Genomic DNA, 15503 nt, shown 5'->3' with positions numbered 1-15503 from the left:
CGCGGGCGCTTTGCCCGGCTTGGTCCGAAAGGGTGACCCCGGCGGGCCGCGTTTCGACCGGACCCAAGGCCCGGCACGGATCATCTGCGCTGCGCAGGCCCTGGCATCGCCCTCTGTTCCCCGCAAGTCGCCACGGCACCGGAGGGGCGCTTCCCTGCGCGGTGATGTCAGCCGGATAAGGGGCCCCGGGACGCGCGGTCACCTTATTTTCTTGTGCGAATCGCCCGGCGGGCGCAGCCTCTCTCGCAATTTTTGAAGGAATCACATTTACGGGAGGTGCCGCCATGGCGGGCCAGCAGAGCTATGACCAACTCAACCAGGAGACTCAGGACTGGACCCAGGACCTGATCGACCAGGCGGTCGAGAAGTCGCTGGAGGACCTGCAGGACAAGCTGACCCAGAAGGCCGGCGCGCTTCAGGCCATGTCGACCGATCCCGACCTTGCGGGCCTGCCCAATGTGGGCACCGTCGTCAAGGACATCGGCGAGTTCAAGAGCCAGGTCGACAACCTGACGACGGTCGTCACCGCCGTCACCTCGGCCGTCACCGCGGCGCGCAGCCTCAACACGCTCAGCTGCGGCGAATACGAGACCGGGCCGAACAAGGCCTATGGCAGCTCGGTCCAGCTTTTCGAGAACTCCAGCAATGCGGCGCTGAACCTCTTGCGGGCGGCCTCGGCGGGGTTGACGGCGGCGGCGCTGATCCCCGGGGCCCAGGCGCTGGCCATTCCGGGCGCGGGCCTGGGCCTGACCGTGCAGGCGCTGGAGGCGATCCAGGCCAAGGTGGCGGCGATCCTGTCGGCCATCTCGGAGATCGGCACGATCAGCGGAGAGATGTCGGGCATTGTCGGCGACTACATGTCGGTCGATCCCGTGGGCGATGCGCGCCGGCTGAAGGCGGAATACAAGGGCTTGCCGGTGCAGAACAATACCGGCGGCGGCAGCTCGACGCCGCCGCCCGCGCAGCCGACCTCGGGGACGGGCAATCCGTTCAGCGCCATCTGGGACCCGCTGGTCCTGGACCTCGATCGCGATGGGGTCGAGATGACGGCGCGCGGGGCGCCTCCGGTGTTCTGGGATGGCGATGGCAGCGGCGTGTCGCGGATGACGACCTGGGTCGATCCCGATGACGGGCTCTTGGTGCGGGACCTCGATTTCGACGGGCTGGTCGATGGCCAGGCCGAGCTTTTTGGCTCTGAGAGCGTCAATGCGCTGGATGACCTGGCCCAGGCCGATTCCAACGGCGACGGGGTGATCGACGCCCGCGATGCGATCTGGGGAAGCCTGCGCGTCTGGCGCGACCTGGACCAGGACGGCCAGACCGATGCCGGAGAGCTTGAGACCCTGACCGAGGCCGGGATCGTCAGCCTGGACATCGCGAACCAGGGCGGCCAGGGCTCGGCCTTGGCCGATGCGGTGGCCCAGGGCTTCGGTCGGTTCACCACGGTCGATGGGCTGACCCACGAGATGGCGGCGGTGGGCCTGGCCCAGGACGGTTTCGTCACCAACCCGTCAGTCCCCGCCGGGGTGACGATCACCGCCGCGATCCTCGCCCTGCCGCAATTGCACGGCATGGGCCAGGCGCCCGACCTGCGGCTGGCCATGGCGCTGGACCCCGCCTTGCAGGCCAGCGTCCAGGCGCTGCGCGACACCGGGGCCAGCCTGTCCGGGCCCGAATTCCACGCCGCCTTCGAGGCCATGGTCCAGGATTGGGTCGGGGTCGAGGAGGCCGGTTTCGCCAGCAAGGAGGCCTTTGCCGCGGCCTTCCTCGCCCAGATCCTGCAAACCCGCCCCGGCCTCGGCTCGGGCCTCCTGGCCGCCCAGGAGCTTGGGACCTATGAAGAGATCCTCGACAGCCTCGCCCTGCGCTTCGTCATCGCCCTGGCCAAGTCCGACCTGGCCGAGGGTCATCCCGAGACCGTCTTCAGCCCCTTCGCGCTCTTTGCCTATGACGAGGTCACGGGCGGGATCAGCGGTTTTCCCGAAACCGTGGTGCAGGGCATCCTGGATCACCTGCCGCCGGATCGGGCGGGGGCCATCGCGGCGCTGGAGCAGACCCTGCCGCTTCTCTCGTCGCTGCAATGGGATTTCTACGACCGCAACCAGGCGGCCTTTCGCGCCGACCTTTCGGCCTGGCTCTCGGCCCTGGACGCGCGCGGGCTGACCGCGCTGGCGGTCGACCTCGCCTCTGGCGCGGCGCATCTGGCGGGCACGGGCGCGGCCGAGACGATCCGCCTTCCCCATTCGCATTTCCTTTCGGCCGCCGACAGCGATGTCATGGTGGTCGATGCCGGGCAGGGCAATGACCTGATCCAGCACGACCCCGTCACCGACGATGCCCTGGGCGAGGATGTGACCACGCTGCTTTACGCCCAGGGCGATGGCGATGACACGGTCGATGCCGCGGGCGCCGATCACATCCTGCACCGGATCGTCCTGACCGACATCGCCTCGGCCGATGCGGTGATCCGCATGGGGGCCGATGGGTTCTCGCCGGTCATCACCTTCCGGGGCGGCGGGTCGATCACCTTCACCGGCGTCACCCGGGCGGATTTCGCGCTGCAGGTCTGGTTCTCGGACGGGGTGGTGGCCGATCAGTTCGAGATCATCTCGGGCGCGGGCGGGCTGACCAACGAGACGATCTTCGGCGGCATCGGCGATGACCAGATGGACGGCGGCGGCGGCTCGGACCGGCTGGAGGGGCAGGGCGGCGACGACACCTATCACCACTTCATCGGCAGCGGGCGCGATACGGTGGTCGAGCTGGCCTTTGGCGGCACCGACACGCTTTGGCTCCATGACTTCGACCGGTCGCTCATGCGGGTGGCCAATGTGGCGGGCGACGCGGTCCTGACCTTTACCGGCTATTCCTCCGAGAAGGTGACGCTGAAGGGCCAGTTCGCCCTGGGCTTCTTTGCCACCGAATTCGCCAATGTGGTCGAGACGATCCGCTTTTCGGATGGCTCTACCCTCGATGCGCGGGGCCTGGTCGAGCTTCTGTACCAGGGCCAGATGACCAATGGAAACACGGCGATCACCGGGACCTCGGTGGCGGAGACCTTCCACATCGGGCGCGGCTTCGACACGGTGACGGGAGGGGGCGGGGCGGATGTCTATATCCGCGACGCGGGCCAAACCGGCGCCGATACCGTGGCGGGGGGCGGGGCCGAGGTCGTGCTGGCGGGGCTTGTCCAGGCGGATGTGCGGCTGACCAAGGTGGGCAGCTCGCTCTTGTTGAACGTGCCCGGCACCGCCGATCTGACCATCGAGGACCAGTTCGGCACCCTGGGCTTCGGCACGGTGCAGCGCGTGACCTTCGGCGACGGCAGCTATCTGACCTCCGACCGGATCGCGGCGCTCTTCACCCCGGTCACGGCGGCCACGATCCTGGGGCTTGGGACGAACGACACGCTGGACGGGACCTCGGGCGCGGATGGGTTCAACGGCCGGGGCGGAGACGACCTGATGCGGGGCGGGCTGGGGGGCGACACCTACCGCTGGGCGCGCAACGGGGGCTCGGACACGATCACCGACCTGGGCAACGGGTCCTGGGTCGAGACCGACCGGCTGATCCTGACGGGCGTGGCGCGCTCGGACCTGGGGATCGAGCGGTTGCAGAACGACGACCTGCGGCTGACCGACCTCGTGACCGGCAAGACCCTGACCGTGACGCAGCATTTCTTCGGCAATTCGGCGCTGGAGGAGATCCGGCTGGATGGCGGGGTCACCCTGACCCTGGCCGAGATCAATGCCGCCGCCGTCCGCAGCGGCAGCGCGGCGGATGACACGCTGAACGGCACCTCGGGCGCCGAGGCGCTGGACGGGCTGGCGGGCCAGGACCAGATCGACGCGGGCCAGGGCAATGACACGCTGACCGGGGGCCTGGGCAACGACACGCTGGCGGGGCGCGAGGGGACCGATACCTATGTCGTAGCTGGCCTGGGCCAGGGGCAGGACCTGCTGATCGACGCGACGCCCACCGGGGTTCCCGATGGCGACACCTTGCTTCTGACCGGGGTGACCCTGGCCGACCTGCAATTCCGCCTGATGACCGAGACGCTGGGCGACGACCTTTTGATCCTCATCGGGGCCGGCGGGGACAGCGTGCAGGTCAAGGACATGTTCTCTCCCAACCTCTTCGGCGAGGATTTCCGCGGCATCTGGCGGCTGGTCCTGGACGACGGCACGGTCCTTGGCCGCGACGACCTGCGGGCCCTGGCCGAGATCAAGGGCACTTCGGGGGCGGATTTCATCGAGGGCACGACCTCGGACGACGTGATCCGGCTGGATGCGGGCAATGACACCGTGACCGGGGGCGGCGGCGGGGATGACGATTTCCACTGGGGCGCGGGGGATGGCGACGACCTGATCCTGGTGCAGGGCCCGGCCTCGGATGCGGGCCTCGGCCGCCTGCACCTGGAGGGGCTTCTGCCCGGCGATGTCGCGCTGGCCCGGATGCCCAACGACGACCTGCGCATCACGAACCTGGCCACTTCCGAGGTCCTGACCCTGTCGGGCCAGTTCAAGGTGACCTTCGCGGGCGTGGTCTCGGGCGTCAGCACCCTGGTCTTTGCCGATGGCAGCACCATGGACCGCGAGGCCCTGGCCCTGGCCTTGCCCCTCGCGGGCGACGGGGCGGCCAATTTCATCGGCGGCGGCTTTGCCAATGACGTGCTGCAGGGCGGCGCCGGGGCCGATACGCTGGATGGCTCGATGGGCAGCGACCTTTACCTCTGGAGCAAGGGCGACGGCAACGACCAGATCTTCGACGGCAGCTTCGTCGCGGGCGACATCGACATCATCGCGCTGCAGGACGTTCTGCCGGGCGAGGCCAGCTTTGCCCGCGATCCCCTGGACCCCTATTCGCTTTTGGTGACCATCCAGGCGACGGGCGAGGTGCTGCAGATCGTCTCGGCCTTCACGACGAACCCGGCCGTCAAGATGCTGCGCTATGCCGATGGCAGCCTGCTCGACCTTTTGGAGCTTTCCGACCTGCCGATCCTGGGCACCTCGGGGGCCGACAGCATGACGGGCAACGAGCTGGGCACGGTCTTTTTGGCCGGGACGGGCAATGACACGCTGGACGGGGGCCTTGGCGACGACACCTATGTCTGGCGCCCGGGCGATGGCAGCGACCGGATCTACGAGGCCGTGAACCTCGATGGCGGCGATGTCCTGCGGATGGAGGGAGTGCGGCTGGCGGATGCCAAGTTCGTCCGCACGGCCTTTGACCGCCTGGTGGTCAGCGTCAAGGGCCAGCCGGGATCGGTCGCGATCTACCACGCCCTGTCCGAGGCCGGCGCCGGGATCGAGCGCTTCGTCTTCGACGACGGAGTGCTGAGCTTTGCCGAGGTCCGCGACCGCCTGGCCCTGGTCACGGTCTCGGGCGGGGGCGGGGGCAACGACACGCTGATCGGCTCGATCGGCAACGAGCTCTTCCTGTCGGATGGCGGCGATGACCTGATCCAGTCGCTGGGCGGGCGCGACCGGATCGTCGTGGGGCCGGGCACCGGGGCGGATCGGCTGGAGGGCTTCATCGGCGGCGCCTTCGGCACGGTGATCGAGGTGCAGGGCGGCCTGGTTCCCGATTTCGCGACGCTTCTGGGCCTTGCGGCCCAGGTCGGCGCGGATGTCCTCCTGACCCTGGCGCCCGGGGTCAGCCTGACCCTGGCCGAGACGCAGCTCTCCGACCTCGATCCGGCGAATTTCGGCTTCATCCCCCTGCCCATCGATGCCGATGGCCTCTTGACCGGAACGCTTCTGGCCGACAGCATCCTTGGGGGCATCGGCAACGATACGTTCAACGGCAGGGCGGGTGGCGATACGCTGGTGGGCGACACCGGAAACGACACGTTCGAGCTGCGCGACGGCGACGGGGGCGACACGATCGACGGCGGCGCGGGGATCGACGGGGTGGTCTATTACGGCGCCGGCAATGTGACGGCGAACCTGGCCACGGGCAGCCTCTCGGTGGCGGGCGTGGTCAGCCAGCTCACGGCGGTCGAGATGGTGGCGACCGGCGGCGGCGCCGACAGGTTCGTCGGCGATGCGCTCGAGAACGCGGCGACGCTGGGCGAGGGGGCCGACACGGCCCAGGGCGGAAGCGGGGCCGATTACCTCTATGGCGGCGGCGGGAACGACAACTTGCAGGGTCAGGACGATGGCGACCTGCTTTATGGCGACACGGGCGATGACCTGCTGAACGGCGGCGCGGGCAATGACTTCCTGATCGGCGCCGTTGGAGCGGACAGGTTGATCGGGGCTGCCGGAAATGACCTCTTGAACGGCAACGAGGGCAATGACCAGCTGGAAGGTGGTGGCGGCAACGACATCCTGGCGGGCGGGGAAGGGGCGGATGTCCTGACCGGGGGCTCGGGCGCCGATGTCTTCCGCTTTGACTGGACGACGGAGGGGGGCGACGAGGTGGCGGACTTCACCACGGGCCTCGACAGGGTCGAGCTTGCCGCGAACGGCTTCGAGGCCCTGGTGCCCGGCCTCTTGCAGGCCGCGGCCTTCCAGAGCGGAACCTCGGACCTGGCGCTGAGCCTGGATGTGCGGGTCTATTTCGAGACCGACACCGGCATCCTGCGCTATGACGCCGATGGCTCCGGGGCCGGACTTGCGGTTGTGCTGGCAACCCTGACCTTCGGCGGGATCATCGGGCAGACCGATATCCTGGTCACCTGAGCTTCCCGCCGAAGATCGACAGCGACGGAGGCTCCGATTTGAAGTCTCGCGGAGAGGTGAAGACCAGGGGTGTCGACAGGCCGGGACCAGGATGCGGTTTTCGGAGCCGTGACGGGAGAGCGCAAGCTATCGGGCTTGGCTGCCGATCCCGGCCTGCATGGGATCATGGGGGAGGCCGTCGCTGCCGAAACGGCCCGTCACCCGGGGCCAGGCGCGTGAAGTGAGCCCGCGACGGCCATTGGCCCGACAGGGCGGGCGATAGCGGTGGTCGAGACCCCGGCGGAGATGGGACCAGGGCACGCCAGGTGAGGTCCAACAGGGTGCTTGATTGCCCGTCTCCGGCCCCATCGATCCGGGGCACCCCCGGGCAGGGTCCAGGGGATGCCACCCAAACCCACGGTTCCGTGATCCGAATGCGCCCCTCCTGCGTAACCCTTGGGCCATCGCCGGACAGGATGGCGGTCTTTCGGATTGGCAGGACGGACATGACGCCTTTTCCCCTGGTCGCAGCCTTGGTCATCGGGCTTTCCTCGGCAGCCGCGGCCGATGGATTCGTGCCGGTGACCGAGCGCGAAAGCTTCCTCGACCTTCTCGATGCACGCGAGTTGCGCCATCCGATCTATGGCATCCGGCTTCTGGTCACGGCGGATGGCAAGATCAGCGGCGATGCGCTTGGCTGGCCGGTCACGGGGACCTGGGACTGGAAGGACGGCTATTTCTGTCGCGAGATGGATTGGAGCGGCACGCCCATCCCCTTCAACTGCCAGTTGGTCGAGGTGACCGAGGACCAGCGCCTGCGCTTCACGGTCGATCGGGGCGCGGGGGACGCGGCCACCTTTCGCCTGCAATAGCGCCGGGTTTCATGACTTTCCCCTGCGGGCGGCTTCTGGCAGTCTGCGGGCAAAAGGGAGAGGTCCATGGACAAGGTTGCACTGATCACGGCGGGCGGCAGCGGTATGGGGGCGGCGGCGGCGCGGCGCCTGGCAGGCGAAGGCTGGAAGGTGGGGGTACTCTCCTCTTCGGGCAAGGGCGAGGCGCTTGCGGCAGAGCTGGGCGGCGTCGGGGTGACGGGGTCGAACACCTCGACGGAAGACCTGCAACGGCTGGTCGACCTGGCGATGGACCGCTGGGGGCGGATCGACGGGCTGGTGAATTCGGCCGGCCACGGGCCGCGCGGACCGCTCTTGGAGATTTCCGACGAGGATTGGCACCGGGGCATGGAGGTCTACCTGATGTGCGTCATCAAGCCGGTGCGGCTGGTGGCGCCGATCATGCTGGCGCAGGGCGCGGGGGCGGTGGTCAATATCTCGACCGCCTGGGCCTTCGAACCCTCGCCGATGTTCCCGACCTCGGCCGTCTTCCGGGCGGGGCTGGCGAGCTTCACCAAGATCTTCGCCGATACCCATGCGGCAAAGGGGCTGCGGATGAACAATGTCCTGCCGGGCTGGATCGACAGCCTTCCCGCGACGGAGGAACGCCGCGCCTCGGTGCCGATGGAGCGCTATGGCACGAGCGAGGAGATCGCGGCCACGGTGTCGTTCCTCTTGTCCGAGGGGGCGGGCTATATCACCGGGCAGAACCTGAAAGTGGATGGCGGGCTGACGCGCGGGGTGTAAGGGGCTCTGCCGACTGGGGGGGCGGGCGCCAATGGCCTGCCTCGCCCCGCCGACTGCGGCAGGGGCGCTTCGGTGGGGGGCTCGCCCCGGGCAAGGGCGGCCAGTGCGGCAAGCCTTGCCGGGCTCGGGAACCTCGGGCCCAGTCTCCGTGGTGCAGTCGGCGGGGCGAGGCTGGCCGGGTTCAGCGCAGGGCGGCCAGTCGGCGGGCCAAGTCTGCCCCGAGGTCGCGGCGTTCCTCGGGTGTGAGGAAGGCGCCGATCTCGACCTCGCGGCCATTGCCCGACAGGGTCAGGTAAAGCGGCACCGGTCCGCCCGTCTCGTAAAGCGTCAGGCGGACCCAGTGCGGATTGGCCTCCCAGCTTTGCAGGCGGCGGGATTGCCGGGTCAGGGTGACGCTGTCGCGGCTGAGGATCAGGGTCTCGCGGATCGCCCGGTCGGACTGGTTGCGGCGGATGGCCGCCCAGAGCGCCGAGACCGTGCCCGCGACGAAGGCCAGGATGACCCAGAGGGTCTTGTGGCCGAGCTGGGTCGCCATGGGAAGCGAGAGCCCGGTGCTGAGAAGGCCCATGGTCCAGGCAAAGCCCCTGGGCCCCAGCGAGCGATGAGGCCAGAGGGTCAATGTCTCGGGATCGGTCCAGCGGTAGGGCATGGGGCAAGTATAGAACCGGCGGCGCTGGCGGAAAGCCCTGATCCAAAGGCGCGTGGCAAGCCACGCAAGATTTTTTCCTCGCCTCTGGGCCTTCGGCCCAACCGGCTTTGCGGGGGGCTGGTCTGCATCCGGGCCAGGCGGCGTTGCGGAAATCCATGGCCTTGGGAAGGCGCGGCAGGCGGGCAGGGCTGCGAAAGGGAAAGGCCCCGGGTCTCCCCGGGGCCTTGGTGTCGCGCATCCATCCCAGTCTCAGTGGGCGTGGGAGTGATCCCAGTCCTTCTGCTTGGGCAGCTGCTCGAAGGTGTGTTCGGGCGGCGGGTTGGGCAGGGTCCATTCCAGCGTATCGGCATATTCGCCCCAATAGGCCTTCTCGGTCACCTTCTTGCCCCAGACCAGCGTGTAGAAGACCACGCCGATGAAGAAGACGAAGGAGGCGAAGGAGAGGAAAGCGCCCCAGGTCGAGATCTCGTTCCAGTAGGCATAGGCTTCGGGGTAGTCGATATAGCGGCGCGGCATGCCCTGGCGGCCCAGGAAGTGCTGCGGGAAGAAGGTCAGGTTGGCGCCGATGAACATGGCCCAGAAGTGCAGCTTGCCTGCCCATTCCGGATATTGACGGCCCGACATCTTGCCGATCCAGTAATAGATGCCCGCGAAGATGCCGAAGACGGCGCCCAATGACATCACGTAGTGGAAGTGCGCGATGACGTAATAGGTGTCGTGATAGAGCCGGTCCACGGGGGCCTGGCTCAGCATGATCCCGGTCACCCCACCGACGGTGAAGAGGAAGAGGAAGCCGAAGGCCCAGAGCATCGGCGTCTTGAACTCGATCGAGCCGCCCCACATCGTGGCGATCCAGGAGAAGATCTTCACGCCGGTGGGCACCGCGATGACCATGGTGGCCAGCATGAAGTAGCTCTGCTGGGTCAGGGACATGCCCACGGTATACATGTGGTGCGCCCAGACGACGAAGCCCAGGACCCCGATGGCGACCATGGCATAGACCATCGGCAGGTAGCCGAAGATCGGCTTCTTGGCGAAGGTCGAGATGACATGGCTGATGATGCCGAAGGCGGGGATGACGATGATATAGACTTCCGGATGGCCGAAGAACCACAGGATGTGCTGGTAGAGGATCGGGTCACCGCCGCCGGCCGGGTCGAAGAAGGTCGTCCCGAAGTTGCGGTCGGTCAGCAGCATGGTGATCGCGCCCGCCAGGACCGGCAGCGACAGAAGCACCAGCCAGCCGGTCACGAAGATCGACCAGGCAAACAGCGGCACCTTGTGCATGGTCATGCCCGGCGCGCGCATGTTCAGGAAGGTGGTGATGATGTTGATCGAGCCCAGGATCGACGAGGCGCCCGACAGGTGGACGGCGAAGATCGCCAGGTCCATCGCATAGCCGTCTTCGCGCGACGACAAGGGCGGGTAAAGCACCCAGCCCACGCCCGAGCCCGTGCCACCTTCGCCACCCGGGGCGAAGACCGACAGGATGCCCAGCGAGGCGCCCGCGACATAGAGCCAGTAGCTCAGATTGTTCATGCGCGGGAAGGCCATGTCCGGGGCACCGATGTGCAAGGGCATGAAATAGTTGCCGAAACCGCCGAAAAGCGCGGGAATGACGACGAAGAACATCATCAGGACGCCATGGCCCGTGATGATCGTGTTCCACAGGTGGCCATCGGGCGTGCATTCACCATTCGCGAGGAAGCGCATGCCCTCGGCGCACATGTATTGCACGCCTGGGTCTTTCAGCTCCATCCGCATGTAGACGGTGAAGATGACCGAGATCAGGCCGACGAAACCGCCGGTGAAGAGATAGAGGATCCCGATGTCCTTGTGGTTCGTCGACATGAACCAGCGGGTGAAGAACCCTTTCTGCTCATGGTCGTGGCCATGGATGGCTGCGTCCGCCATTGGCGTCTCCCGTTATGCCCTTTCCGGGCGTTCTCGTTTCCGTGCCGGAGCAGAGTCCCTCCCCGCGCCGCATAGAGGCGTTCTAGTGCGGGACGGGGCTTTGGGCAAGGATCAAAGCGGGGCGGAAGGCTTGAAAATATGAGGATTTGCCCCAGCGATCGCAAGGGGGCGGCGGCAGGCTTCACAGGTTTGTTTCCAAGGCGGAAACGGGAAAGCGGCTGTCCGTCTTTGACTTTGTGGCAAAAACAAGGCCAAGTCGGGCCAGGGATTTGGCCCGGGGTCTGGGCGCAAGGGTTTGGGGAATTTCATGGCGACGGTGACTTTGACGGCGGGCAGCGACCTTTACCCTGGCGCGGGGGGCAATGCGGGCTCGGACAGCATCCTGGGCCTGGGCGGGCGCGACACGATCGCGGGCGGGCTTGGGCTGGACACGGTGCGGGGCGGGCAGGGGGACGATGTCCTGTCCGACACGGTCGCCTTCCTGGGCGCGGGCGTGGTCTCGGGCCGGGTCTTCGGCGATGACGGCGACGACCGGATCACGGTGACGGGGGTGCTTTCGCCCACCGGCCAGCGCGGCCTGGCCGAGCTGTTCGGCGGCAATGGCCGGAACTGGTTCACCGTCTCGGGCTGCGATTTCCACGTCAACGGCGAGGAGACCCGTGGCGACGGCTTCGACACGCTGGAGCTGACGGTCAGCCAGGTGAAGCTCGTGAGCGGCTTCTGGGACCTGGACGGGGCCAAGGCCACGATCATCGGCATCGAAAAGGTGATCCTGCACGGGACCTCGGCGGCGGATGTGCTGTTCCTTTACCAGGGTTATGCGTCGCATGATGCCCTTTACCTGATCGACGGGGGCGACGGGGCGGACAGCCTCCGTGGCGGCTACCGCGAGGATACGCTTTACGGCGGCGACGGGGCCGACACGCTGGACGGCTTCGATGGCGCGGACCTGCTCTATGGCGGGGCGGGCGGCGATCTGTTCCGCCTCCCGGGGACCGAGGATGACACGATCTATGGCGGCGCGGGCGACGACCGGGTCGAGATGCCGGGAACCAGCTTCCGACCGGACAGTCCCTGGACCTTCTTCCTGGACGGCGGCGCGGGGACGGATGTGCTGGCCATCGGCCGTATCGTGACCGAGCTGCGCGTCGTGCGGGGCACGGATGGGTTGACGGTCACCTACGGCGGCAAGGACTTCTTGGCAAAAGGTTTCGAGGTCCTGGAGCTCGGCGCGGGCAGCGGCGACCGACTGACCCTGGGCGCCGAAAGCGACAAGGTGACCTTCTGGGGCCAGTCGGTGACGGCGAACCTTGCGGGCGGAAACGACGTGGCCGATCTGCTCTTGGCCTATGATTTCACCGATCCGGCCACCGGGCCCATCTTCGTCGATGGCGGGCAAGGCTTTGACAAGGTCACGCTGGACGGGCTGTTTTCGGCGGACAAGCAGGGGATCACCCTGACCTCGACGGCGATGGACCTGTCCTTCACCTGGGGCCCGGGCCGGACGGGTCAGCTGAAAGGCTTCGAGCAACTGACCATCACCGGCTCGCGCCTGGGCGATCACCTTGACTTCTCGAACTATTTCGGCGGGGTTGCCAGCTTTCAGCAAAGCAACATCGCAACCGACAACGACTGGATCAAGGGCGCCCGGAACAACGACTTCCTGGGCGCGGGGGCGGGGAATGATACGGTCGACGGCTTCATCGGCAACGATTCGATCCGGGGCGGGCAGGGGGCGGACCTTCTGACCGGGGGGCAGGGCCTGGACGTCTTCGTCTTTGACGCGGTCAACCACTCGACCGCCACCGCCTTTGACACGATCACCGACTTCACCCAGGGCCAGGACCGCCTGGACTTCCACACAATGCGCCCCGTCCTGTCCTTCATCGGCACTGGCGCCTTCACCGCCGCGAACCAGGTCCGCGCCAGCGCCCATGACGGCGCGGTCTGGATCGAGGTCAACACAATCGGCACCTCTGGCGCCGAAATGGTCATCAAGCTGGCGGGCCTGACCGACGCCAGCCTGATCACCGCCATTGATTTCCTGTTCTGAGAGCAAATGATGAAAACCATCCTGACCGCCGGGGACGACCTTTTCCCCCTGACCGCCCTGAACCTGCAAGGCGCCGACCTGATCGACGGGGGCGCGGGCAATGACACGATCAAGGCCGGCAATGGCGATGACACGATCATCGGGGGCCTGGGCAATGACGTGCTTTGGGGCGGCGGAGGGGATGACCTCTTCGACGCGACCCAAGGCCAGGACACGATCCTGTGCGGCAGCGGCAATGATGTCGTGCTGGTGGACCTCGACCTCCTGGCGCCTGGTCCGCTGCCCGAGCTGCATGGCGGCACGGGCTTCGACACGCTGGACCTTTTGGTCAAGGGCCGCTTCGCGGAACCCGCGCTGCATCCGGTCACCGTCACCAAGCTGCCCAATGGCTTCATCCTGGACATGGACGGCCAAAGCTACCGCGCCGATGGCTTCGAAAAGCTGACGCTGCGGGCCGAGGCGCTTTATTTCACCGGCGCCTCCGAGGTCGACGAGATCATCCTGACCGGCTTCGGCAGCCGGGTCTCGCTGGGGGCGGGGGATGACACGTTGCGCCTGATCCGCACGGCGCAGCAGGTCCAGTCCGAAGTCTTCAACGGGGGCGAAGGCTTCGACCGGATGATCCTGGACTTCAGCGGCATGAATTCCTATGCGGATGTCCAGTATGGCCGGATCCTGACCGGCGGTTCCGGCATCTTCGTGAACTTCGAGGAGGTGGTGATCCTCGGCGGCAAGGTCTCGGACAAGCTCTGGGCGACGGACTACAGCACGGTGACCTATATCATCAGCCAGCCCGAGGGCGTGGCGACGGATGCCGATTCGATCCGGACGGGCACGGGCAACGACTGGCTGGATGGCGGCTCGGGGCGCGATACGATCGAGGGCAGGGCCGGGGATGACACGATCATCGGCGGCTCGGGGATGGACTGGCTGAGCGGCGGGGCGGGGGCGGACCATTTCGCTTATGTCGCGACCGGGCAATCAGGGCCTTCGACCTGGGACACGATCTCCGACTTCCAGCTCCATGCGGCGGGGGGAGGCGATGTGATCAACCTTTCGGGCCTGGACTGGGCTTCCGGCAGCTACATTGGCCAAGGCGCCTTCACGGGGCTGAGGCAGGTCCGCGCCGTGGCCCATGATGGCGCCGTCTGGATCGAGGTCAATGCGACGGGCACCCTGGCGCCTGACATGGTCATCAAGCTGGCGGGGCTGACCGATGCCGCCCAGGTGACGGTCGCCGATTTCCTGATCTGAAGGCTTCGCATGAAAAAGGCCGGGCAAGTCATTGCCCGGCCTTCGCAATTTCAGCGGCGCTTACTGCGCGGGCGCGACCGAGGCCAGGTAGGCCGCCACATCCTCGCCGCCCTTGGCCAGCTTGAAAGTCATCTTCGACTTCAGCTTGTCATCGCCGGTCTTTTCCTCGATCCACTTGGTCGGGTCGACGACATAGGCCGCGATCATCGCCTCGTCCCACTTGGTGCCATCGGCGCCGGCGGCAATCGTGCCCTCGCCATATTTGAAGCCCTCGGCCGTGCCGATCTGGCGCCCGACGACGCCGTAGAGGTTCGGGCCGACCTTGCCGCCCTTGACGACCTCGGTGCCATCGGGGGCAGTGATCGCGTGGCAGCTCTTGCACTTCTTGAAGACATCCTCGCCGGCCTTGGCGTCACCGGCAAAGGCCGGGGCGGCGAGAAGCGCGCCAAGCGCAAGGGAAAGGGCAAAGGGGGTGAATTTCGACATGGCAGGTCCCTGACGGTATAGGATGACGACATGAGTCGTGACAAAGCGCGGTCCAGCCGCAACTTACCCGCGCATCCTTGCCCGAACAACGGTTAACAACAGGTCAAAGCCCGCAGGTCGATTTTGTCGCATCCGGGCCGAAATGCTTGGGGAACTCGGCCAGAAGCGCGGCGTCGAGGTCGGCCATGGTCACCGGAAGGCCCAGATCGACCAGGCTCGTGACCCCGTGGTCGCTGATGCCACAGGGCACGATGCCCGAGAAATGGTCCAGGTCGGGCTCGACGTTGATGGAGATCCCGTGGAACGAGACCCAGCGGCGCAGGCGGATGCCGATGGCGGCGATCTTGTCCTCGGCGGGCTGGCCCCCCAGGCCCGGACGGTCGGGCCGCACGACCCAGACCCCGACACGGCCCTGCCGCCGCTCGGCCTTGATGTTGAACTGCGCCAGCGTGCCGATCACCCAGGCCTCCAGCGCGCAGACGAATTGGCGCACGTCGCGGCCGCGTCGCCCAAGGTCCAGCATGACATAGACCACCCGCTGGCCGGGCCCGTGATAGGTGTACTGACCGCCGCGCCCGGCCGGGAAGACCGGTAATCGCTCGGGATCGACCAGGTCTGCGGGCTTGGCCGAGGTGCCGGCGGTGTAAAGCGGGGGATGTTCGAGGAACCACAGCGCTTCCTCTGCCTCGCCGCGCGCGATGGCCTCGGCCCTTGCCTCCATCTCGCGAAGGGTGTCCGTATAGGGGGCAAGGCCGGGAAGATGGGTGATCTGAACCATGGGGCGAAGATAGGCAAAGCGGGGCGCTGAAAAAAGGGTGAAAAAGCCCCTTTTCATCCGGGAAAGC

General features: G+C 67.0%; 9 protein-coding genes. 5 read left to right on the top strand and 4 right to left on the bottom strand.

The features are described 5' to 3' along the window. Positions 1 to 284 precede the first annotated feature (284 nt). From GV832_RS22270 to GV832_RS00980, 3 genes are all read left to right on the top strand, one after another. Positions 285 to 6686, top strand: coding sequence for an SPM autocatalytic domain-containing protein (locus GV832_RS22270; protein WP_168772943.1), 6402 nt, complete (start codon positions 285 to 287; stop codon positions 6684 to 6686). A 485-nt stretch (positions 6687 to 7171) separates the two neighbouring features. Continuing rightward, a complete protein-coding gene (locus tag GV832_RS00985) occupies positions 7172 to 7537 on the top strand; it encodes a dihydrodipicolinate reductase (RefSeq protein WP_168772942.1) in 366 nt (121 codons plus the stop codon). A 66-nt stretch (positions 7538 to 7603) separates the two neighbouring features. After that, positions 7604 to 8302, top strand: a complete 699-nt coding sequence (locus GV832_RS00980; protein WP_168772941.1) for an SDR family oxidoreductase — start codon at positions 7604 to 7606, stop codon at positions 8300 to 8302. Between the two features lie 181 nt (positions 8303 to 8483). Here GV832_RS00980 and GV832_RS00975 read toward each other — a convergent pair whose 3' ends face one another. Together GV832_RS00975 and GV832_RS00970 are read right to left on the bottom strand one after the other, a co-directional pair. Next, the gene (locus tag GV832_RS00975) at positions 8484 to 8951 is read right to left on the bottom strand and encodes a DUF2244 domain-containing protein (RefSeq protein WP_168772940.1); all 468 of its coding nucleotides are present in this window, start codon (positions 8949 to 8951) and stop codon (positions 8484 to 8486) included. A gap of 249 nt (positions 8952 to 9200) precedes the next feature. Continuing rightward, positions 9201 to 10865, bottom strand: coding sequence for a cytochrome c oxidase subunit I (locus GV832_RS00970; protein WP_168772939.1), 1665 nt, complete (start codon positions 10863 to 10865; stop codon positions 9201 to 9203). 307 nt (positions 10866 to 11172) lie between these two features. Here GV832_RS00970 and GV832_RS22265 point away from each other — a divergent pair, with 307 nt between their 5' ends. Both GV832_RS22265 and GV832_RS00960 read left to right on the top strand, forming a co-directional pair. Beyond that, positions 11173 to 12918, top strand: a complete 1746-nt coding sequence (locus GV832_RS22265; protein WP_168772938.1) for a calcium-binding protein — start codon at positions 11173 to 11175, stop codon at positions 12916 to 12918. A 6-nt stretch (positions 12919 to 12924) separates the two neighbouring features. Next, positions 12925 to 14172: a calcium-binding protein gene (locus tag GV832_RS00960; RefSeq protein ID WP_168772937.1), complete on the top strand. Its 1248-nt coding sequence runs from the start codon at positions 12925 to 12927 to the stop codon at positions 14170 to 14172. Between the two features lie 60 nt (positions 14173 to 14232). Here the strand turns inward: GV832_RS00960 and GV832_RS00955 are convergent, their stop codons facing one another. Further along, positions 14233 to 14658: a c-type cytochrome gene (locus GV832_RS00955; protein ID WP_168772936.1), complete on the bottom strand. Its 426-nt coding sequence runs from the start codon at positions 14656 to 14658 to the stop codon at positions 14233 to 14235. 103 nt (positions 14659 to 14761) lie between these two features. Beyond that, positions 14762 to 15436, bottom strand: coding sequence for a lipoyl(octanoyl) transferase LipB (gene lipB / locus GV832_RS00950; protein ID WP_227754163.1), 675 nt, complete (start codon positions 15434 to 15436; stop codon positions 14762 to 14764). Positions 15437 to 15503: the final 67 nt, after the last annotated feature.

The sequence above is a fragment of the Stagnihabitans tardus genome (assembly GCF_009925085.1).
Lineage (GTDB): Bacteria > Pseudomonadota > Alphaproteobacteria > Rhodobacterales > Rhodobacteraceae > Stagnihabitans > Stagnihabitans tardus.
This window is presented reverse-complemented; position numbering and strand designations above follow the sequence as displayed.

Coding starts and splice junctions, on each gene's coding strand:
- GV832_RS22270 (WP_168772943.1), top strand. CDS start 285: ATGGCGGGCCAGCAGAGCTATGACCAACTCAACCAGGAGACTCAGGAC.
- GV832_RS00985 (WP_168772942.1), top strand. CDS start 7,172: ATGACGCCTTTTCCCCTGGTCGCAGCCTTGGTCATCGGGCTTTCCTCG.
- GV832_RS00980 (WP_168772941.1), top strand. CDS start 7,604: ATGGACAAGGTTGCACTGATCACGGCGGGCGGCAGCGGTATGGGGGCG.
- GV832_RS00975 (WP_168772940.1), bottom strand. CDS start 8,951: ATGCCCTACCGCTGGACCGATCCCGAGACATTGACCCTCTGGCCTCAT.
- GV832_RS00970 (WP_168772939.1), bottom strand. CDS start 10,865: ATGGCGGACGCAGCCATCCATGGCCACGACCATGAGCAGAAAGGGTTC.
- GV832_RS22265 (WP_168772938.1), top strand. CDS start 11,173: ATGGCGACGGTGACTTTGACGGCGGGCAGCGACCTTTACCCTGGCGCG.
- GV832_RS00960 (WP_168772937.1), top strand. CDS start 12,925: ATGATGAAAACCATCCTGACCGCCGGGGACGACCTTTTCCCCCTGACC.
- GV832_RS00955 (WP_168772936.1), bottom strand. CDS start 14,658: ATGTCGAAATTCACCCCCTTTGCCCTTTCCCTTGCGCTTGGCGCGCTT.
- lipB (WP_227754163.1), bottom strand. CDS start 15,436: ATGGTTCAGATCACCCATCTTCCCGGCCTTGCCCCCTATACGGACACC.